Here is a 22,163-nt window from a genome sequence, read left to right as displayed (position 1 = left end):
CTCGACAGGGAAACGGGGCTGCACTACAATCTGCACCGTTACTATGATCCGGATGTCGGGCGGTTCATAGTAACGGACCCGATTGGGTTGGCGGGTGGGATTAATCCTTATAGTTATGTCTCGAATCCGCTCCGATGGATAGATCTGCTGGGGTTGGATTGTTGTCCTCCAGATTATCCATCAAGAAATGCAGCTTTAAGAGCAGCAAAAAGAGACGCTGGAATACCTATGGGACAACAGCCAACCACTGTTAATAAAGTTCCGCTAACTGACAAGAATGGCCATCAATTAATGGATGCAAACCATAACCCGATCTCCACAAGGGAATATCATTACACTCGTCCTGACGGTTCAAAAATTGTTATACAAGAACATTCTGCAGGACATAGTTATGGCCCACCAGGAAATCAGGGTCCACACTTTAATCCGAGAGAATATGATCCTATATCAGGTGCAGGCTCAAGAAATGATAGCTTACCTGGATTACCTGAACATTATCCTTTCCCAGAGAGGGATTAAATATGTGGTTTGATTACGCACAGGGTAAAGAGAAAGTTAACTTTATGTTTAATAATGAGTTGCATCTCAATGGTGTAGAGTTTCACTCATTCACATATCATGATATCTCAAAGTTATCACTCCGCTTTAACACAAAAATGATACCTGAAATATTCCCCAAAAAATGGACAGCAAATAAATTTAACAGCATATCAATATCATTACTTTTTACTGAAGTGCGAGCACTTAAAATTGACTTAAATAACATCAACTTCATTTGTACTCCTAATATAGAGGTAATTGACAACAGCATTCAATTATCAATAGAACATGAGCGAAATAGTTTTATATGCTTAGCCAATTTTATGTTTATAGATGAAATTATGCCCCACTTAGATCATCGTAGAAAATAATGTATAAAATACATCCGGGAGGATATTATTTCTTCCCGGCTTTTATATTCATCCAAACCCACTAAGCAATCAACTACTTCATCTCCTTAACCACTTGCTTAACCAGGCAAAGTTCCGCCCTCATGGCCTGCACTTCGCTGCTGACGGCAAACCTGAATACGAAAGCGCTATTCGCTGGATATACGAGCCGGGAAGTTTTACGCCGATTGCGCGTTATGAAAAAGGCCTGTTGCACTATGCGGTGACAGATACAGTGGGTCGTGTCCAGGAACTGCTGACCGAGGATGGCCTGATAGTCTGGAAAGGCAAACAACAGCTCTGGGGTCGTGAGGAAGGCATCAACAAAGACGATGCACCCACATGCCGGTTACGTTTTCCGGGGCAGTATGAGGATGCAGAATCAGGGTTGTATTATAACCGCTTTCGGTACTATGATTGCGGGACGGGGCAGTATTTGTGTGCCGACCCGATAGGGCTGAAAGGCGGGTTAAACTTATATCAGTATGCGCCTAATCCTCTGTCATGGATAGATCCGCTGGGTTTAAGTTGTCGTACTGATAATTTAGGTAGAACACCTGGAAAAAATAGTCGAACAGGCCGGGAAGTTATTGCGCGAATGAGAAGCAATGGAGATGTTATTGATGTCAATGGACAGACAATATTCAAAGCTTCAGATGGTAATTGGTATCCGTTACGTGAAGCTGATATGTCTCATATTACAGATGCAGTAACATGGTGGAATAAAACTGGTAGGTTTTTGGGGCCCAAATTACCTGCGGTTAGGCAATGGATGTTGGATTCAAAAAATTATTATCTGGATCATTATTCTCTCAATCGTTCCGCTGGCGCTCAACTTGGCCAGATATATTTACCACCTGTGGCATCGATACCACCAATAGTAAAATAAGGTGTATTAAACTATGGCATCACTTAATCCTTTAATTCTTAGCATGATAGGAAAAGGGAATGAACTCTATACACAAGGAAAAATTGATGAAGCAATAAAACATTCTATTGCTATCTTAGAAGAGTTAGATGCGATATATGGGGATCGATATAAAAGTGAAGAAGCTCGCTTGGTTATAATGAGTTTATATAATATTTATTTCTCTCGTGGTGATTATGTAGAGGCTAAACGGTGGGCTTCTGATGTATTTAAATGTAATATTCCTAACATTGCCACATCTGAACTAATTAATCTAGGTGCTGTTTACCTGGAATTGGGGGAAGTCGATAAGGCTTACGATTGTTTTTCTAAAGCCTATGAGAAAGGTAAAAATAGAGCATTTAAGGAATACGATCCTAAGTATTGGGAATTTTTTAAATTGAAGCATAAATAATTATAAATACCGGGATGGATATATAAACCTTCCCGGATTTTTATTATTTAACTCTCGTTCAGCACATTAAACAACCACGTCCTTAACCACCTGTTTAACCAGGGAAAGATCACGTAACGCTGCTTTTTTGTACTAAATAATTCGCACTAAATGTTCAATAATTAAGATATTCCTTATTACCTAAAGCTATTTTTCATTGCTTATACATGATCAAATACTCCTTACATAATTAAGGAGAACAAAATGAAACTTAAAAAATTGATGGAGCATATTTCTATTATCCCCGATTACAGACAAGCCTGGAAAGTGGAACATAAATTATCTGATATTCTACTGTTGACTATTTGTGCCGTTATTTCTGGTGTAGAAGGTTGGGAAGGGAAACGCATCTCGATTTTTTGAAGCAATATGGTGATTTTGAAAATGGTATTCCTGTTCACGATACTATTGCCAGAGTTGTATCCTGTATCAGTCCTGTAAAATTTCATGAGTGCTTTATTAACTGGATGCGTGACTGCCATTCTTCAGATGATAAAGACGTCATCGCAATTGATGGAAAAACGCTCCGGCACTCTTATGACAAGAGTCGGCGCAAGGGAGCGATTCATGTCATTAGTGCGTTCTCAATAATGCACAGTCTGGTCATCGGACAGATCAAGACGGATGAGAAATCTAATTAGATCACAGCTATCCCTGAACTTCTTAACATGTTGGATATTAAAGGAAAAATTATCACAACTGATGCGGTGGGGTGCCAGAAAGATATTGCAGAGAAGATACAAAAACAGGGAGGTGATTATTTATTCGCTGTAAAAGGAAACCAAGGGCGGCTAAATACAGCCTTTGAGGAAAAGGGAGCGTAATCTGACTTGTCTCCCAAAGCTTACAAAGCCCACCGGTTCCGCCCGCTTTCTTTCGCCCGGTACAGCGCAGCATCGGCATCTGCAACTATTTGTTCAGTCGTTTTGGCGGGAGCAGAACAGGTGATCCCCTGGCTAACCGTAACAAACGCACTTACAGAAGATGCCTGATGGGCAATCGCTGCTAGTTTAAGTTCTTGCTTAATTCTGGCTGCTATCTTTTCGGCTTCCTGCAAGCAGGCATTAAAAAGAATAATGGCAAACTCTTCGCCACCATAACGAGCGACTATATCTTCGGGCTGGCGAATTGCGCGTTGCAGTACATCGGCAACTTGTATCAAACAACGATCGCCCGCCGGGTGTCCGTAAGTGTCGTTGTAGCGTTTAAAAAAATCGACATCCAGCATAATTAGGGCAAATGAGGCCTCTTGTTCTACTGCATCACCTAAAATACTATCCAGCGCCCGTCGGTTTGCCACTCCCGTTAAGGGATCGCGATGAGCCAATGCGTCGAGGCGATTAATTAGCAGGTTGTTGTATCTGTTTTGTTGCCATGCTTCTTCAAACCAACGTAATAAAATAAAACGTCCACCATAGAGAGCGAGAGAAAAAAGGCACCAGATAACAACGAAATGAATATTTAAATGATGATTGAGCATAAGACTGGCTAACGGAATGGTAAACCATAAGGGAATGATAAATGCGAGTAGTGATGGAGTATGAAAATACAATGCAACAATGGCGCTAAGCATTAATAATACACATAGCGGATAAGCAAAAGGTAGCGTCCAGTGTGCAATAAAATAAAAGCAACACCATGACCATAACAGGCTTAGAACGAACAATAACCGCTGAATATACAGTACGTTTTTGCGGGGGGTGACCAATAAAAGGCCACTGATCAGCAGAATGCCAAATGATGAAATATCGATAGTATGTACAAGGTTTTCCTCATTAAACCATGAAGTCATATCCTCATTGAATAAAATGCTTCGCAGCAAAATCATCGATGAAAAACCGATGTTAATCAAGGCAAACCACGGCAGGCTAATCGACATTCCACGAATAACCATATCCTGTCGTTTTTTCCACGAATAATGAGAGTGTTTTCTTTTATCAAAAATCATTTCTTATAACCAGAAAAGGGCAGGAAGCCTGCCCAATTTATGCTGAACTTATGGCGTCACAATATTGAACCAGAATTCAAAATTATCCATATAGCCTAACATTTCGTTGAGTTTCTCTGCATTGCCACTGATTTTGACTTCGCCTTTATCTATCGCTTCTTTCAATGTCTCTTCCTTCAGAACGATTTTATTCAAGACATCGCGGGAGAGAGTGATTGTCGCGTCAGCATCAGATGCTTGCGTACCTGCAGTGTGATTGAGCACACCATTTTCAAGCTCTACTTTATAAGTGCCGCCATCTTCACCGAAATCAAAATTCAATACAGCTTTAGCGTCTGCTGCTTTCTCGCCATTAATGTGCACCGCAAGATAATCAAAGAACATTTCCGGCGTCATTGCGCGTACAGTGTCAGGGCTGGCAGTATTTGGCGTTGGCAGTTTTTGCACGCCGTTACGTAATTCCTGTGCGCCAGTCAGATAGAAATTACGCCACGGCCCGGATTCTGCCTGGTAGCCTAACTGTTCAAGCGCATCGGCTTCCAGATTTCTCGCAGCCTGGTTATTTGGATCGGCAAACACCACCTTGCTGACAACCTGGGCAACCCAGCGGAAATTACCCTGGTCATAATCCTGTTTGGCTTTTTGTAAAATGGCATCAGCACCGCCCATATATTCGACAAATTTCTTCGCAGCGTCTTCTGGCGGCAATTCATCAAGCGTTGCCGGGTTACCATCAAACCAACCGAGATAAAGCACATAAGTTGCTTTCACATCATGACTCACCGAACCGTAATACCCGCGATTCGCCCAGGTGTTAGCAAGCGAGGAGGGTAATTTAAAGTTTGCGGCGATCTCATCGCGGGTCTGCCCCTGATTCGCCATGCGCAGCGTTTGATCGTTGATGTAACGATACAAATCGCGTTGGGTTTTTAGCAGTTTAACGACGTTGTCATTGCCCCAGGTTGGCCAGTGATGCTGAGCGAGAATTATCTCCGCTTTATCACCCCACAAATTGAGTGCCTCGTTGATGTATTTGGACCAGGGAAGAGGTTGACGAATTTTGGCACCACGCAGTGAATAGGTGTTGTGGAGGGTGTGCGTGACATCTTCTGCAGTTTCGATCAGTTTCTTTTCTTCGATAAACCACAACATTTCAGAAGGTGCTTCGGAACCGGGCGCCATCAGAAAATCGTAGGTCAACCCATCGATCGTCTCTTTTTGCCCGGTTTTGGTGATGTAGTTGGTAGGGGCAATCAATGTAACTGTTCCTGCTGACGTTGTTGTTCCCAGCCCGGCTCCAACCTGGCCTTTAGCATCAGGTTTCAATAAGTTGCCGTACATATAACTGGCTCTTCGGCTCATCACATTGCCAGCCATAATATTTTCTGAAACGGCCTCCTCTAAAAAACCGGCTGGTGCATAAATTTTTGTTTTACCTGATTTAACGTCAGCTTCATCAACCACGCCGCGAACGCCACCGTAGTGATCGACATGGCTGTGCGTGTAGATAACTGCCACTACCGGTTTTTGACCACGATTTTTGTAATAAAGATCCATACCCACTTTGGCTGTTTCTGCAGAAACCAGTGGGTCTACGACGGTAATACCTTCTTTACCTTCGATGATGGTCATATTTGATAAATCGAGATTGCGAATTTGATAGACGCCGTCGGTTACTTCAAATAAACCACTGATATTTATCAGTTGCGCCTGACGCCATAAACTTGGGTTAACCGTATCAGGTGCTTTATCGCCTTCTTTTATAAAAGTATATTGCTGTGGATTCCAGATGACGTTCCCTTGTTCACCCTTAATCACCTCCTGAGGTATGGGGGCAATGAATCCTTTATGAGCATCAGTGAAATCGGTGTTATCGGAAAAGGGTAATTGACTATAAAGCGCATTATTCGCTTGTTGGGTGGCTGAGGTGGCCTCTTTTGGTGCTTCCGCGGCAATGAGAGGAAGTGAACTGGTGGTGAATAATCCCATGACTAGCAGACTTTTAGCAATATGATTAAGCTGCATCGCAAGTGTCTCCAGAAAGACTTTATAAAAGAAAGGATATTCCGAGCGAAAATTCTTAGTGAGGGCAAGAATAACTATAATTGGCATTAATAAATCAGCAAGCTGGATGTCGTGAATTTTCTTAATATGATAAGAAATAAAGAATAGATTCTGTATATTACAAGACAGGTGTTTATTATTGTGGAAGCTAATAGTATATGTACGTTATTAAAATGGCGACGTAAATATCGCTATCTCTTTGCACATCATTTCGCATCAAAGAACACATGACGTTTTCGGCTTGTGCTAATTTTGCTGGCAGTCTTTAAAAAGGAGCATAACAATGCCACATATTGATATTAAGTGTTTTCCCCGTGAACTGGACGAGCAACAAAAAGCGGAACTGGCCGCGGAGATTACCGACGTCATTATTCGCCATCTGAACAGTAAAGAGAGTTCGATCAGCATCGCACTACAGCAGATCCAACCGGAAGCATGGCAAGCTGTCTGGGACAGCGAAATCGCGCCCCAGATGGCGACATTGATCAAAAAACCGGGTTACAGCATGTAGCGCGCTATCCTGCCGTGACGCGTTTACCGCTGGTAACGAAAGTGCCAGCGCCTAAATGGTGAAGGGTGTTGAGTTTATCATCATCAAATTGCCAGCGACCTTCGACAAATACCCGCGCGTCTGCCGCTGCCGACACAACTTCGCCAAATAGAGTATCGTATTTTTCTTGCGCAGAAGTCGCGGGCAGCAGGCGGCATTCCATCCACGCCAGACATTTCTCTTCGACCAACGGTAAACCCAGCACCGGACCTTTCACGACAGGAATGCCGTAACAGTTAAACTTATCTTCATCGCGCCCTGAAACGCTACCTACCGCCCAGGTCCAGTTAGTTGCCGCTACGCCGGGGATCACAATGCCAAACATGCCGCTACGTTCTATCAACTCCCGTGACCAGGTGGATTTATCCACCACAATTGCCACCCGCGGCGGCTCAAATTCTACAGGCATCGACCAGGCTGCGGCCATTACGTTTCGTAACTGGGACAGTTTATCGTGACTGGTAATCAAAATAGTCGGGCCGTGGTTTAACAGACGGCTGGCATGATGCAACTCGACGGGAATAAATCGGCTCACGGTATCGCCTCGCTATGAAGGGGGTTTTAAAAGCGTAGCTCGTAACGCAATAAGCAACGAAATTAACGGGATTGGCGATTTACGAACGTGATGGATGTCCACGAACGCACAAAATAGCCGGTGCTACGTCTAATCCAGGTTATAAGTTGATAAAACCACTTAGGGAAACGCCTGATGACGCCCATTCTGAATCACTATTTTGCCCGCATTAACTGGTCGGGAGCCGCTGCGGTCAACATCGACACGCTGCGCGCATTACACCTGAAACACAATTGCACCATTCCGTTTGAAAACCTCGACGTCTTGCTGCCGAGGGAAATGCAGTTGGATGATCAATCGCTGGAAGATAAGCTGGTCATCGCCCGTCGTGGTGGTTACTGCTTTGAGCAGAATGGCGTGTTTGAGCGGGTGTTACGCGAGTTAGGTTTCAACGTTCGTAGTCTGTTAGGACGCGTGGTGTTATCTAATCCACCATCGTTGCCGCCGCGCACGCACCGTTTGCTGTTGGTGGAGCTGGAAGATGAACGCTGGATTGCCGATGTCGGTTTTGGTGGGCAGACGTTAACCGCGCCGATTCGTTTAGTGCCTGACATCGTGCAAGCCACGCCGCACGGAGAGTATCGCCTGCGACAGGAAAATGACGACTGGATTTTGCAGTTTAATCATCATCAGCACTGGCAGTCGATGTACCGTTTTGATCTCTGTGAACAGCAGCAAAGCGATTATGTGATGGGCAACTTCTGGTCGGCGCACTGGCCGCAATCGCATTTTCGCCATCATTTGCTGATGTGCCGTCATTTGCCAGATGGCGGCAAGCTGACGTTGACCAATTTCCATTTTACCCGTTATGAAAATGGTCACGTAGCAGAGCAGCAGAATTTGCCAGATGTAGCGTCGTTATATGCCGTGATGCAGGAGCAGTTTGGTCTGGGCGTGGATGATGCAAAACATGGTTTCACTGAGGATGAGCTGGCGCAGGTGATGGCAGCATTTGATACGCATCCGGAGGCAGGTAAATAGTTTGTGTCAGAGTGCCGGATGCGGCGTAAACGTCTTATCCGGCCTACATTAGCCAACAGATTCAATAAATTATGATGCGGTTGTAGGCCTGATAAGCGAAGCACATCAGGCAATTTGTTTTTCTGCCATTTATGGCAACGGTTTTAAAGATCAATTGCCCACTCGGCATGAAATAAAATCACCGCCGTACCAGAAATAGTCACTTTCTCCGGCTGGTTATCGCGAATTGTCACCGTCACATCAATCACTCCATCACGACCTAATGCGCGCCCCTGATGGCCTTTAACACGCAATACATTGCCATCGTGGGGTAACACGTTGTGATGCACCAGCCATGCGCCCATCGGGCCGTTGGCATTGCCGGTAACCGGATCTTCCACAATGCCAATTGCAGGCGAGAACATGCGTCCATCGGTTTCATTTTTACCAGGGCGGATCTGGAAGGGGAAAAAACCATTACAGCCAATCTGTTTACTGATGGCAGTCAGCGCAGCAAGATCTGGTGAAAGGGCATCGATATCCACTTCCGGCTTCAACGGGATCATCACTTTTGAGTGTCCGGTAGTCGCCACCTGGATCGGCAAACCGGGCAGAATGTCGTCTTCAGTGAGATGAAGCGCGTTGATAATCGCCGCACGTGTTTCGCCTTCCAGCGGTGGCTCAAAGCCAGGGGAACCTTGTTCCAGCGAAATACGATAATCATCGTTATGTTTTTCGATAGTCACGCGGTGCTTTCCCGCCAGTGACGTTTGCCAGACGGTGCAATTCCCCAAACCTGATACCTTCGAACGCACATAGTGCGCCGCCACGGTCGCGTGACCGCAAATCGGCACTTCAACCGTTGGCGTAAAGTAGCGAATGCGCACATCGCTGTCGTCGCTGTGCAGCAGAAAAGCGGTTTCAGAATGGCCTAATTCGCGGGCGATAAGCTGCATTTGCGCTTCGCTGAGATCATCGGCAGGGAAAACAACACCGGCAGAATTGCCGCGAAACGGTTGAGAGGTAAAAGCATCGACGTGGTAAACCTGCGGTTTCATTAACGTTCTCCTGTGGCTGGAGAACTAGCATAGCCTGCAAGTGGCCGGAGAGCGAAGGGCTAATCCGGCCAACGTGAGAATCAACGCCGCGAGCGCACAATCTGATACCGACGGGTAAAGTACTCAAACGGCGCACTCCACACATGCACCAGTCGGGTGAACGGGAAGAGCAGGAAGATGGTCATTCCTAACACCAGATGAACGCGGAAGATATAAGCCACACCATCAAGATGCGTCGATGCACCGCCCTGGAAAGTGACGATGCTTTGCGCCCAGCCCACCAGCTTCATCATTTCGCTGCCGTCCGGATGTTGTGCTGAAAAGGGAATGGTGGTTAACCCCAGAATGCACTGAATTAACAAAATGGCGAGGATCAGGATATCCGCACCAGAAGACGTCGCCCTGATACGCGGATTCGTTAAACGGCGTACCAGCAACCCCGCTCCGCCAATCAGTGTCAGCACACCGCAAATACCACCGAGGATCATCGCCATCTGCTGTTTTACCGCCACTGGCAGAAACCATGCGTACATCCAGTGTGGCGTTAGCATGCCAAACAAATGGCCGAAGAAGATCCCCAGAATGCCGATATGGAACAAGTTCGACCACAGCACCATTCCACGTTTATCCAACATCTGGCTGGAGGAGGCACGCCAGGTGTACTGTCCGTAATCGTAGCGCAGCCAGCTTCCGAGGATAAAAACCGTGCCACACAAGTACGGGTAAATATCGTAAAAAAAGACGTTCAGATACTGAATCATTTCCCACCTCCCGCACTGATGTCGACATACTGCGGTGCGACATCCTGGCTAAAGCGTCGCTGATATTGATTAAGCGGCGAGCTGTCACACGCCGTGGCGTTATCTTCAATAAACTTCACCTGTTCCTCTTCCCACACTGCATCCAGCGCCTGACGGGTGTCGTCGCGCTCCTCGCTGCGTATCTGTTTTGTGACACTGTCACTTGAAAGAGTGCTTCCCGCCAGATGCAGCAGGGCGTCAAACAACGGATACCACGGTGCCTCGCGTTGTTTTAAGCGTCCGCCAAGCAGGGCGAGGATTGGCGCAACGTTGAGCAAACCTTCTTTAGCCTGGTCATCCGGCAGCACACTTAAATACTCCAGATACAGCGGCAGATAATCAGGCAGCTCGCGACAATTTAGTTGCAGGCCGACTTTTTCATACTCCGCCAGCAGATCTACCATTGCCTGACCGCGATCGCGGGACTCGGCATGAACATGTTCGAATAGCAGCAGCGAAGTGGTACGTCCACGGTCAAACACTTCACACCATTCAGCCTGTTTATCCAACAGCGGTGCATTGAGCAGGTCGCAGGTGAAATCGGTGAGCATCGGCGCGTTACGGCGAATCAGCGCCAGTGCGTCGTCTTTGTTCTCCCATAGCAGCTCGTCCGGATACTCCATCAACAAGCCGATCACTTTGAGGATTTGCATTATTCCCCCTCCGCTTTATTGCGTACTTCGGTAATGTCGATGGCATCGATCCGGCTACTGTTGAACAGGTTGAATTTGGTATCAGAACCGTGGCAACCGTCGCCAAAGGTAAAGCCACAGCCGTTACGCTCTCCAAACGCATCACCCGCCATTTCCCGATGACTGGTTGGGATGACAAACCGATCTTCATAGTTGGCGATAGCGAGATAGCGATACATATCTTCGACCTGGGCGACGCTCAAACCCACTTCGTCAATTGCGCGGGTATCAGTTACGCCTTCTACGGTTTGCGAACGCATATAGTGGCGCATCGCCATCATCCGTTTCAGTGCCCGTAGTACAGGGCCGGTATCACCCGCACTTAACATATTGGCGAGGTATTGCACCGGAATACGCAGGCTTTCGATGGCCGGCAGCACGCCTTCGCTTTTGGGCAGTCCGCCCGCGTCGGCGTAAGACTGAATGGGTGACAGCGGTGGCACATACCAGACCATCGGCAGGGTGCGATATTCAGGGTGCAGCGGCAGCGCCAGTTTCCAGTCCATTGCCATTTTGTAAACCGGCGAACGCTGGGCGGCGTCAATCACGTTGTGTGGGATACCTTGCTTCAGGGCTTCTTCGATCACCGAGGGATCGTGCGGATCGAGGAACACTTCGCACTGGCGCTCATAGAGATCAACTTCACGTTCCGTGCTCGCCGCTTCTTCGATGCGGTCGGCGTCGTAGAGCAGCACACCAAGATATCGAATGCGACCTACGCAGGTCTCGGAGCAGACCGTTGGCTGTCCGGACTCAATTCGCGGATAACAGAAGATGCATTTTTCTGACTTGCCGCTTTTCCAGTTAAAGTAGATTTTTTTGTACGGACAACCGCTGATGCATAAGCGCCAGCCACGACATTTGTCCTGGTCGATCAGCACAATGCCGTCTTCTTCGCGTTTATAGATAGCGCCGCTGGGGCAGGTCGCCACACAGCTTGGGTTAAGGCAGTGTTCGCACAAGCGCGGCAAATACATCATGAAGGTATTTTCAAACTGACCGTACATCTCCTTTTGCATGGCGTCGAAGTTGCGGTCGCGGGCGCGTTTTTCGAACTCTCCGCCCAGCAGTTCTTCCCAGTTTGGCCCCCAGATCACTTTGTCCATCCGTTTGCCGTCGATCAGCGAACGTGGACGCGCAGTGGGAATGTGTTTACCTTCCGGCGCGCTATGCAAATGTTCATAGTCGAAGGTAAAAGGTTCGTAGTAGTCGTCGATCTGCGGTATCACCGGATTGGCAAAGATTTTGGTTATCACGCCCATTTTGCTGCCCAGCCGCGGGCGGATCTTGCCATTGACATCGCGAACCCAGCCGCCTTGCCACTCTTCCTGATCTTCCCAGTTTTTTGGGTAACCAATGCCCGGTTTGGTTTCGACGTTATTAAACCACGCGTACTCCATACCCTCGCGTCCAGTCCAGACGTTTTTACAGGTCACCGAACAGGTGTGACAGCCGATACATTTATCGAGGTTAAGCACCATGCCGACTTGCGAACGTATTTTCATTTTTTCGCCTCCTGTACCTGATCGCGACCTTCATCATCCAGCCAGTTCACGTTCTTCATCTTGCGGATCATGATGAACTCGTCGCGGTTCGAGCCGACGGTGCCGTAGTAGTTAAAGCCCCAGGCCAGTTGCGCGTAACCGCCAATCATATGCGTCGGTTTCGGACAAACGCGGGTGACCGAGTTGTGAATACCGCCGCGCATTCCGGTCACTTCCGAGCCGGGGATATTCATAATCCGTTCCTGAGCGTGATACATCATGGTCATGCCCGGCGGTACACGCTGGCTGACTACCGCGCGGGCAGTCAGCGCACCGTTGGCGTTAAAGACCTCCACCCAGTCGTTATCAACAATAGTCAGTTCACGGGCATCGGTTTCGCTGATCCAGACAATCGGTCCACCGCGTGAGAGCGTCAGCATCAACAGGTTTTCACTATAAGTGGAGTGAATGCCCCATTTCTGATGCGGTGTCAGGAAGTTAAGGGCTTTTTCCGGAAAGCCGTTTGGTGGGATCTGGCGCATTTCGCTAACGCTACGGGTGTCGATAGGTGGGCGATAAGCCACCAGACTTTCGCCAAAGGCACGCATCCACGGGTGATCCTGATAGAGCTGCTGACGGCCAGACAACGTGCGCCACGGAATTAACTCGTGAACGTTGGTGTATCCCGCATTGTAGGAGACGTGATCGCTTTCCAGGCCAGACCAGGTCGGGCTGGAGATGATTTTACGCGGCTGCGCCTGAATATCGCGGAAGCGAATCTTTTCATCTTCTTTATGCCGCGCCAGATGAGTATGTTCGCGTCCGGTGATCTCACCCAGCGCCTGCCAGGCTTTTACCGCAACATGGCCGTTGGTTTCCGGTGCCAGCGCCAGAATCACTTCCGATGCATCAATGGCGGTATCAATCAGCGGACGCCCCTGAGCCGGGCCATCGCGTTTGGTGTAATTGAGTTTGCCGAGGAAATCGATTTCATCCTGGGTATTCCATGAAATACCTTTACCACCGTTGCCGAGTTTGTCCATCAACGGCCCCAGTGAGGTAAAGCGTTCGTAGGTAGCAGGGTAGTCGCGCTCCACCGCCACAATATTAGGCGCAGTCTTGCCGGGGATCAGATCGCATTCACCTTTGCGCCAGTCGAGCACTTCGCACGGTTGGGATAGCTCTGCCGGAGAGTCGTGTAACAATGGCTGAAGTACCACGTCAGTTTCTTTGCCGAGATGGCCCACGCACACCTGCGAGAACGCTTTGGCGATACCCTTGTAGATTTCCCAGTCGCTGCGTGATTCCCAGGCGGGATCGACCGCCGCAGAAAGTGGATGAATAAACGGATGCATATCCGAGGTATTCATATCGTCTTTCTCATACCACGTGGCGGTAGGCAGGACGATATCGGAAAACAGGCAGGTGCTGGACATACGGAAATCGAGTGTTACCAGCAGGTCGAGCTTTCCCTCTATCGCGGCGGTTTGCCACTCTACTTCTTCCGGTTGAATTCCCTCCGTCGGCCCAAGTTCTTGCCCCTGAATGCCACTTTCCGTACCCAGCAGATATTTCTGCATATACTCGTGACCCTTGCCGGAGGAGCCAAGCAGGTTAGAGCGCCAGACAAACAGGTTACGCGGATGATTGCTGCCGTTGTCCGGCTGTTCGCAGGCCATGCGTAACTCGCCTGACTTCAACGCCTGAGCGGTAAATTCGGTGGGTGATAATCCGGCCTTATCGGCTTCGGCTTTCAGCCCGAGCGGGTTACGCCCCAGTTGCGGCGCGGAAGGTAGCCAACCCATGCGCTCAGCGCGAACGTTGAAATCAATCAGATGACCGCTGTATTTACTGGCATCGGCCAGCGGTGAGAGCAGTTCCTGGGCGGTGACTTTTTCATAGCGCCATTGGCTGGAGTGATTGTAGAAAAACGAAGTGCTGTTCATCTGGCGCGGTGGCCGGTTCCAGTCCAGCGCAAATGCCAGCGGCAGCCAGCCGGTTTGCGGGCGCAGTTTTTCCTGACCAACGTAATGCGCCCAGCCGCCGCCGCTTTGCCCGACACAACCGCAGAAAATCAACATATTGATCATCCCACGGTAGTTCATATCCATGTGATACCAGTGGTTGACGCCAGCACCGAGGATAATCATCGAGCGCCCGTGGGTTTTATGGGCGGTATCGGCAAATTCACGGGCGATGGTTTCAATATACTGGCGCGGTACACCGGTAATTTGCTCACCCCAGGCCGGGGTGTAGGCTTTGATTTCATCGTAATCTTTCGCGCTGTTTTCGTCCTCCAGCCCGCGATCGAGGCCGTAGTTTGCCAGCACCAGATCATAAACGCTGACGACCGGACAGGTGTTGCCATCGGCTAATGTCAGGTTTTTAACAGGTAACTGACGCACCAGGACGGGGTCGTGTTTTACGCTGCGAAAATGCGGATTTTCAATGCCGCCAAAGTAGGGGAAAGCCACGCCAGCGACAGCGTCGTGTTGGCCGAGCAGGGTTAATGACAAATCGGTTTCTGCACCTGCGGCAATGGATTCCAGATTCCATTTGCCTTTTTCGCCCCAGCGAAAGCCAATCGAACCGTTGGGCACGACCAGTTCACCTGCGGTATTAAATGCCACAGTTTTCCACTGCGGGTTATTGCTTTCACCCAGTCCATCCACCAGATCGGACGCGCGAATCATTCGTCCGGGAACGTAGCTGCCATCGTCACGCGGTTCCAGCATCACCAGCATCGGCATATCGCTGTAGCGGCGGCAGTAGTTGATAAAGTAATCGCTGGGATTATCGAGATGAAACTCTTTTAAAATCACATGCCCCATCGCCATCGCCAGCGCGCTATCGGTGCCTTGCTTCGGAGCCAGCCACTGGTCGCACAGTTTCGCCACCTCCGAGTAGTCAGGAGTAATGGCGATAGTTTTGGTGCCTTTGTAGCGTACTTCAGTAAAGAAGTGGGCGTCTGGCGTGCGTGTCTGCGGTACGTTAGACCCCCAGGCGATGATATAGCTGGAGTTATACCAGTCGGCAGATTCAGGGACGTCGGTTTGCTCGCCCCAGGTCATCGGTGAGGCGGGTGGCAGGTCGCAATACCAGTCATAGAAACTTAAGCAGGTGCCGCCGAGTAGTGACAGATAGCGTGTTCCTGCGGCGTAAGAGACCATCGACATTGCCGGAATCGGAGAGAATCCGGCAACACGATCCGGCCCGTAAGTTTTGATAGTCCAGACGTTAGCAGCGGCAATCAGTTGATTCAGCTCCTGCCAGTTAGAGCGGATAAACCCGCCGCGTCCGCGCACCTGTTTGTAGCTTAAGCACTTTTGCGGGTCATGCATAATCGATTCCCACGCCAGCACCGGATCGCTGTGCTGTTTAAGTGCTTCGCGCCACAATTCGATTAACCGCTTACGAATTAGTGGGTATTTCAGGCGGTTGGCGCTGTAGAGATACCATGAGTAGCTTGCGCCGCGTGGGCAGCCGCGGGGTTCATGATTGGGCAGGTCAGGGCGGGTACGCGGGTAGTCGGTCTGCTGGATTTCCCACGTTACCAGGCCGTTTTTGACATAGATTTTCCAGCTACAGGAGCCAGTACAGTTAACGCCGTGGGTGGAGCGCACGATTTTGTCGAATTGCCAACGTTGTCGATAGCTGTCCTCCCAGTCGCGGTTGCTATGCATCACCTGTCCGTGGCCATCGGCAAAGGTTTCGCCCTTTTGTTTGAAGTAGCGAAAGCGATCCAAAAGTTTACTCATGACATGACTCCTGCTCCAGGAATGATTTGGGATCTGATGCCTTGTCGGATGCGGCGTAAACGTCTTATCCGACCCCGACCTACGGGTGCGACACGGTTGTAGGACTGATAAGACGCATCAGCGTCGCATCAGGCATCGATCTCTTATTTTTGGCTAAACTGCCGCCGACCATAGACCAGCCAGGTCAGCAGCACACAGATGATGTAAAAGATTAAAAACACTTTCATCGCGCCAACCGGCGAGCCGGTCATATTCAGCGACATGCCAAACGCCTGTGGAATAAAAAAGCCGCCAACTGCACCAATTGCCGAGATAAAGCCAAGTGCGGCGGCGGTTTCGGTGATTGCTTCTCGCTGTGCTTCTTCATCGCTACCGCCTTTCATCTTCACCCGATAAATGGTTATCTGGCGGAAGATGACGGCAATCATCTGGAAAGTAGAGCCACTTCCCAGACCCGCCGTCAGGAACAACCCCATAAATACGGCGTAAAACGCAATGAAATTACCTGAACCCGTGCCGGGTAACGTCAGAAACAGCAACGCACTGAACAGAGCCATAAAAATAAAGTTGATAAGCGTAACGCGAACGCCGCCGAACTTATCGGAGATAGCGCCGCCAACCGATCGCGCAATGGCACCGATAAACGGGCCAAAAAACGCCAGTTGCAGAATATTCACATCCGGGAACTGCGTTTTTGCCAGCATGGCAAAACCCGCGGAAAAGCCGATGAACGAGCCAAAAGTGGCGAGGTAGAGCAGACTCAACAGCCAGAGATGCAGGCGTTGTAACACAGGTAACTGGTCGGCAATTGATGCACGTGAACTGGCAATATCATTCATCCCTGACCAGGCAGCAATGGTGGCAATGACCAACAATGGCACCCAAATCCAGGCAGCATTAGCCAGTGACATCACAGAGCCATCGGCCTGCGGTACGCCATTAACACCAAGAAAGGCAAATACCGGAACAAAAATCACCAGCGGCGCAACCAGTTGCATCACGCTGACGCCTAAATTACCCAGTCCGCCATTAATGCCAAGTGCGCTACCTTGTTTGGCTTTCGGGAAGAAAAAACTGATATTTCCCATACTTGAAGCAAAGTTTGCGCCCGCAAAACCGCACAGCAGAGCAATTACAATAAATACACCGAAGGGAGTAGCTGTATTTTGCACGGCAAAACCGAGCCAGATGCAGGGAATAATCAGGATAGCGGTACTAAAAACGGTCCAGCGACGTCCACCAAATATTGGCACCATAAAGGAGTAGGGAACACGTAATAATGCGCCCGAAACGGAGGGTAATGCGGTTAATAAAAAAAGTTGATCGGTAGTAAAATTAAAGCCGATTTTGTTGAGATTAACGGCGACAGCGCTAAATAACATCCAGACACAGAACGCAAGAAGTAAACAACTAACTGATATCCAGAGATTTCTTCGTGCTATATGCTTTCCTTTATTTTCCCAGAATGCCGGATTTTCTGGCTTCCAGTCGCGCAAAAGATAACGATTGTTTTTCTCATTTTGCAGTGCCATATTCTTCCTCGCATGCACACATTGTTAATGAAAAAAAGAAAAGACAGGACGTTGGGCGCAACCGCCCGTTTTTAGAATTAAGGATGAATAGAGTGAAGTGCTGAATGAAAGAATAGATAAGAAAGCACAGCCGCGCGGTGAGAAAGCGGATTATCTGAAGGCTTATGTGTTACTGAATGTAACAAAAATATATCATTGCCTTCACTAATTTTTAAATCCGCATATCCCTGAACGTGTTTTGTTGCTGTATGAAGCGTTGGCCTCATCTTGTCATCTTTATTTATCGGTGACGTGTCGCCAGCCAGCAGAGCAGAGAACCGCCACAGACCATCAGTGCGCCTTGCCAGAATGAGAGCGACAGCGGTGCGCTGAGCAGCACGGCAGCAAGCGCTGACGAAAGTACGGGGGTAAAATAAGACCCTACTGCCATAATAGTGACATTGCCATGTAAAATACCGATATTCCAGGCGGCATAAGCAAATCCTAAAGTAAAAGCCGCAGAAATGAGTTTGACGATGACAGGGGTGCTAAAAACCATCTCTGGTTGTGGCGACAGAAAATAGTAAACCCATAGGCTTGCACCCGTCAGAAGAACGAAAACGGTAATGCCGTTAAATCCACGGGCATATTTATTGGTTACCGTGCAATAAGCCGCCCAGATAAAGGCACCAATAAACGCCAGAAAATAACTTAATGGGCTGGTAGTGATATTATTGATTATTTCATTATATTTCAGGCCATTCTCACCGCCCAGCACCCAACAAACACCCATCAACGCGAAAAGCAATCCTGGAATAATCAGCCAATTTGTTTTTTGTCCGTTAAAAAGAATGGCAAAAAGAATCGTCAGGCTGGGCCATAGATAGTTCACCATACCGACTTCAATGGCCTGATGGCGGGTGGCCGCGTATCCCAAAGAAAGCGCGAGGCAAATTTCATAGCTGACAAACAATACGCTGCCAGCAAGTAAATAGCCTTTCGGGATCTGCCGAAGACGTGGGAATCCAACAGTGAATATTAATAGTAGTCCGCTTAATGAATAGATCGCCGCCGCTCCTCCTACCGGACCGAGCCCCTCACTGACCCCACGAATCAACCCAACCATCGTGCTCCACAAGATGATCGCAATCAGGCCAATGAGTGTTGCTTTTTGTTTTGTCATATTTGCTCTTTTTTCTCTCTTGCCATTAAAAATCGCGCTGAAATTTATAGCATTTTTTTAACCTGCCTGTCAGGACGTGGTGACTTTTTCTACCGCTATTGAGGTAGGTCAATTTGTAAAGGCGAACTATTTTGTGGCAAACAGGCGTTCTTTTTGATTTGGCGCAAAAAGATTCGGAATTTTACTGTTAGTTTCCTCGCGCAGTTACACCCGTGTAAAAAGAGGAAAGCAATGGACGTCAGTCGCAGACAATTTTTTAAAATCTGCGCGGGCGGTATGGCTGGAACAACAGTAGCAGCATTGGGCTTTGCCCCGAAGCAAGCACTGGCTCAGGCGCGAAACTATAAATTATTACGCGCAAAAGAGATCCGTAACACCTGCACATACTGTTCCGTAGGTTGCGGGCTATTGATGTATAGCCTGGGTGATGGAGCTAAAAACGCCAGAGAAGCGATTTATCACATTGAGGGTGATCCGGATCATCCGGTAAGCCGCGGTGCGCTGTGCCCGAAAGGGGCCGGTTTGCTGGACTACGTGAACAGTGAAAACCGTCTGCGTTACCCGGAATATCGCGCTCCAGGTTCAGATAAATGGCAGCGTATTAGCTGGGATGAAGCATTTTCCCGTATTGCGAAGCTGATGAAAGCTGACCGTGATGCCAACTTTATTGAGAAGAACGAGCAGGGCGTAACGGTTAACCGTTGGCTTTCTACCGGTATGCTGTGTGCTTCCGGTGCCAGCAACGAAACCGGGATGCTGACCCAAAAATTTGCTCGCTCCCTCGGGATGCTGGCGGTAGACAACCAGGCACGCGTCTGACACGGACCAACGGTAGCAAGTCTTGCTCCAACATTTGGTCGCGGTGCGATGACCAACCACTGGGTGGATATCAAAAACGCTAACGTCGTGATGGTGATGGGCGGTAACGCTGCTGAAGCGCATCCCGTCGGTTTCCGCTGGGCGATGGAAGCGAAAAACAACAACGATGCAACCTTGATCGTTGTCGATCCCCGTTTTACGCGTACCGCTTCTGTCGCGGATATCTACGCGCCTATTCGTTCCGGTACGGACATTACGTTCCTGTCTGGCGTTTTGCGCTACCTGATCGAAAACAACAAAATCAACGCTGAATACGTTAAGCATTACACCAACGCCAGCCTGCTGGTGCGTGATGATTTTGCTTTCGAAGACGGCCTGTTCAGCGGCTATGACGCTGAAAAACGCCAGTACGATAAGTCGTCCTGGAACTATCAGTTCGATGAAAATGGCTATGCGAAACGCGATGATACGCTGACTCATCCGCGCTGCGTGTGGAACCTGCTGAAAGAGCACGTTTCCCGCTACACGCCGGATGTTGTAGAAAACATCTGTGGTACGCCAAAAGCCGACTTCCTGAAAGTGTGTGAAGTGCTGGCCTCCACCAGCGCGCCGGATCGCACAACCACCTTCCTGTACGCCCTGGGCTGGACGCAGCACACTGTCGGTGCGCAGAACATTCGTACTATGGCGATGATCCAGTTGCTGCTCGGCAACATGGGTATGGCTGGTGGTGGCGTGAACGCGCTGCGCGGCCACTCCAACATTCAGGGTCTGACCGACTTAGGTCTGCTCTCTACCAGCTTACCGGGTTATCTGACGCTGCCGTCAGAAAAACAGGTTGATCTGCAGTCGTATCTGGAAGCGAATACGCCGAAAGCGACGCTGGCTGATCAGGTGAACTACTGGAGCAATTATCCGAAGTTCTTCGTTAGCCTGATGAAATCTTTCTACGGCGATGCCGCACAGAAAGAAAACAACTGGGGTTACGACTGGCTGCCGAAGTGGGATCAGACCTACGACGTCATCAAGTATTTCAACATGATGGACGAAGGCAAGGTCAGCGGTTATTTCTGCCAGGGCTTTAACCCGGTTGCGTCCTTCCCGGACAAAAACAAAGTAGTTAGCTGCCTGAGTAAGCTGAAATACATGGTGGTTATCGATCCGCTGGTGACTGAAACCTCCACCTTCTGGCAGAACCACGGCGAGTCGAACGATGTCGATCCGGCGTCTATCCAGACCGAGGTATTCCGTCTGCCTTCGACCTGCTTTGCTGAAGAAGATGGCTCTATCGCCAACTCCGGTCGCTGGTTGCAGTGGCACTGGAAAGGTCAGGACGCTCCGGGCGAAGCGCGTAACGACGGTGAAATTCTGGCGGGTATCTACCACCATCTGCGCGAGCTGTATAAAGCCGAAGGTGGTAAAGGCGTAGAACCGCTGATGAAGATGAGCTGGAACTACAAGCAGCCGCACGAGCCGCAATCTGACGAAGTGGCAAAAGAGAACAACGGCTATGCGCTGGAAGATCTCTATGATGCCAATGGCGTGCTGATTGCGAAGAAAGGTCAGTTGCTGAGTAGCTTTGCGCATCTGCGTGATGACGGTACGACTGCATCTTCTTGCTGGATCTACACCGGTAGCTGGACCGAGCAGGGCAACCAGATGGCCAACCGCGATAACTCCGACCCGTCAGGTCTGGGGAATACGCTGGGATGGGCATGGGCGTGGCCGCTCAACCGTCGCGTGCTGTACAACCGTGCTTCAGCGGATATCAACGGTAAACCGTGGGATCCGAAACGGATGCTGATCCAGTGGAACGGCAGCAAGTGGACGGGCAATGATATTCCGGACTTCGGCAATGCCGCACCGGGTACGCCAACCGGGCCGTTTATCATGCAGCCGGAGGGGATGGGACGCTTGTTTGCCATCAACAAAATGGCAGAAGGTCCATTCCCGGAACACTACGAGCCGATTGAAACGCCGCTGGGTACGAACCCGCTGCATCCAAACGTGGTGTCTAACCCGGTCGTGCGTCTGTATGAACAAGATGCGCTGCGGATGGGTAAAAAAGAGCAGTTCCCTTACGTGGGTACGACCTACCGTCTGACCGAGCACTTCCACACCTGGACCAAGCACGCATTGCTCAACGCAATCGCCCAGCCGGAACAGTTTGTGGAAATCAGCGAAACGCTGGCGGCGGCGAAAGGCATTGCCAATGGCGATCGTGTCACTGTCTCCAGTAAGCGTGGCTTTATCCGCGCGGTGGCCGTGGTAACGCGCCGTCTGAAGCCGCTGAACGTTAACGGTCAACAGGTAGAAACGGTGGGTATTCCAATCCACTGGGGCTTTGAGGGTGTCGCGCGTAAAGGCTATATCGCTAACACTCTGACGCCGAATGTCGGTGATGCAAACTCGCAAACGCCGGAATATAAAGCGTTCTTAGTCAACATCGAGAAGGCGTAAGGGGGCGAACAG

General features: G+C 49.3%; 16 protein-coding genes and 2 pseudogenes. 8 read left to right on the top strand and 10 right to left on the bottom strand.

Features of this window, described 5'->3' with window-relative positions:
* The 5 genes and pseudogenes from BEA93_RS20835 to BEA93_RS20815 form a co-directional block, all read left to right on the top strand.
* The coding region (locus BEA93_RS20835; RefSeq protein ID WP_105267657.1) for an HNH/endonuclease VII fold putative polymorphic toxin at positions 1–519 on the top strand (519 nt) is incomplete at its 5' end.
* A gap of 2 nt (positions 520–521) precedes the next feature.
* Positions 522–911, top strand: a complete 390-nt coding sequence (locus BEA93_RS20830) for an Imm50 family immunity protein (protein WP_105225217.1) — start codon at positions 522–524, stop codon at positions 909–911.
* Positions 912–1,077: 166 nt separating this feature from the next.
* Positions 1,078–1,818 (top strand): annotated as a pseudogene (locus tag BEA93_RS26145) (RHS repeat-associated core domain-containing protein); the annotation flags it as partial.
* 13 nt (positions 1,819–1,831) lie between these two features.
* Positions 1,832–2,251 (top strand): tetratricopeptide repeat protein, encoded by a 420-nt coding sequence (locus BEA93_RS20820; protein WP_105225216.1) that lies wholly within the window; start codon positions 1,832–1,834, stop codon positions 2,249–2,251.
* Between the two features lie 243 nt (positions 2,252–2,494).
* Positions 2,495–3,105 (top strand): annotated as a pseudogene (locus BEA93_RS20815) (ISAs1 family transposase); the annotation flags it as partial.
* 29 nt (positions 3,106–3,134) lie between these two features.
* Here BEA93_RS20815 and BEA93_RS20810 read toward each other — a convergent pair.
* Together BEA93_RS20810 and BEA93_RS20805 are read right to left on the bottom strand one after the other, a co-directional pair.
* Complete coding sequence (locus tag BEA93_RS20810; RefSeq protein WP_105225031.1) at positions 3,135–4,184, bottom strand: sensor domain-containing diguanylate cyclase; 1,050 nt, start codon at positions 4,182–4,184, stop codon at positions 3,135–3,137.
* 102 nt (positions 4,185–4,286) lie between these two features.
* Entirely contained in the window at positions 4,287–6,263 is a 1,977-nt protein-coding gene (locus tag BEA93_RS20805; RefSeq protein ID WP_001176571.1) for an alkyl/aryl-sulfatase, read from the bottom strand.
* A gap of 322 nt (positions 6,264–6,585) precedes the next feature.
* Between BEA93_RS20805 and pptA the strand changes: the two genes are divergently transcribed.
* Positions 6,586–6,813 carry a tautomerase PptA gene (pptA, locus tag BEA93_RS20800; RefSeq protein WP_001120151.1) on the top strand — a complete coding sequence of 76 codons (228 nt, stop codon included), beginning with the start codon at positions 6,586–6,588 and terminating at the stop codon, positions 6,811–6,813.
* Positions 6,814–6,817: 4 nt separating this feature from the next.
* Here the strand turns inward: pptA and BEA93_RS20795 are convergent, their stop codons facing one another.
* A complete protein-coding gene (locus BEA93_RS20795; protein WP_000085920.1) occupies positions 6,818–7,387 on the bottom strand; it encodes a flavin reductase family protein in 570 nt (189 codons plus the stop codon).
* A gap of 174 nt (positions 7,388–7,561) precedes the next feature.
* Between BEA93_RS20795 and nhoA the strand changes: the two genes are divergently transcribed.
* Positions 7,562–8,407 carry an N-hydroxyarylamine O-acetyltransferase gene (gene nhoA / locus BEA93_RS20790; RefSeq protein WP_000187926.1) on the top strand — a complete coding sequence of 282 codons (846 nt, stop codon included), beginning with the start codon at positions 7,562–7,564 and terminating at the stop codon, positions 8,405–8,407.
* Positions 8,408–8,550: 143 nt separating this feature from the next.
* Here nhoA and BEA93_RS20785 read toward each other — a convergent pair whose 3' ends face one another.
* From BEA93_RS20785 to yddG, 7 genes are all read right to left on the bottom strand, one after another.
* Positions 8,551–9,444 (bottom strand): PhzF family isomerase, encoded by an 894-nt coding sequence (locus BEA93_RS20785; RefSeq protein ID WP_000804361.1) that lies wholly within the window; start codon positions 9,442–9,444, stop codon positions 8,551–8,553.
* Positions 9,445–9,524: 80 nt separating this feature from the next.
* Entirely contained in the window at positions 9,525–10,205 is a 681-nt protein-coding gene (gene narI, locus BEA93_RS20780; protein ID WP_000617141.1) for a respiratory nitrate reductase subunit gamma, read from the bottom strand.
* Entirely contained in the window at positions 10,202–10,897 is a 696-nt protein-coding gene (narW, locus tag BEA93_RS20775) for a nitrate reductase molybdenum cofactor assembly chaperone (protein WP_061090623.1), read from the bottom strand. The genes narI and narW overlap by 4 nt, the downstream gene beginning before the upstream one ends.
* Complete coding sequence (gene narH, locus BEA93_RS20770; protein WP_000702537.1) at positions 10,897–12,441, bottom strand: nitrate reductase subunit beta; 1,545 nt, start codon at positions 12,439–12,441, stop codon at positions 10,897–10,899. The genes narW and narH overlap by 1 nt, the downstream gene beginning before the upstream one ends.
* Positions 12,438–16,178 carry a nitrate reductase Z subunit alpha gene (gene narZ / locus BEA93_RS20765; protein ID WP_105225026.1) on the bottom strand — a complete coding sequence of 1,247 codons (3,741 nt, stop codon included), beginning with the start codon at positions 16,176–16,178 and terminating at the stop codon, positions 12,438–12,440. The genes narH and narZ overlap by 4 nt, the downstream gene beginning before the upstream one ends.
* 143 nt (positions 16,179–16,321) lie before the next feature.
* Complete coding sequence (gene narU / locus BEA93_RS20760; RefSeq protein ID WP_001207879.1) at positions 16,322–17,710, bottom strand: nitrate/nitrite transporter NarU; 1,389 nt, start codon at positions 17,708–17,710, stop codon at positions 16,322–16,324.
* Positions 17,711–17,990: 280 nt separating this feature from the next.
* The gene (gene yddG, locus BEA93_RS20755) at positions 17,991–18,872 is read right to left on the bottom strand and encodes an aromatic amino acid efflux DMT transporter YddG (protein WP_105225027.1); all 882 of its coding nucleotides are present in this window, start codon (positions 18,870–18,872) and stop codon (positions 17,991–17,993) included.
* Between the two features lie 231 nt (positions 18,873–19,103).
* Between yddG and fdnG the strand changes: the two genes are divergently transcribed.
* Entirely contained in the window at positions 19,104–22,151 is a 3,048-nt protein-coding gene (fdnG, locus tag BEA93_RS20750) for a formate dehydrogenase-N subunit alpha (protein ID WP_077633351.1), read from the top strand.
* Positions 22,152–22,163: the final 12 nt, after the last annotated feature.

Origin of the sequence: Escherichia sp. MOD1-EC5950 (assembly GCF_002965345.1) — a bacterium.
Taxonomy (GTDB): Bacteria; Pseudomonadota; Gammaproteobacteria; order Enterobacterales; family Enterobacteriaceae; genus Escherichia; species Escherichia marmotae.
This window is presented reverse-complemented; position numbering and strand designations above follow the sequence as displayed.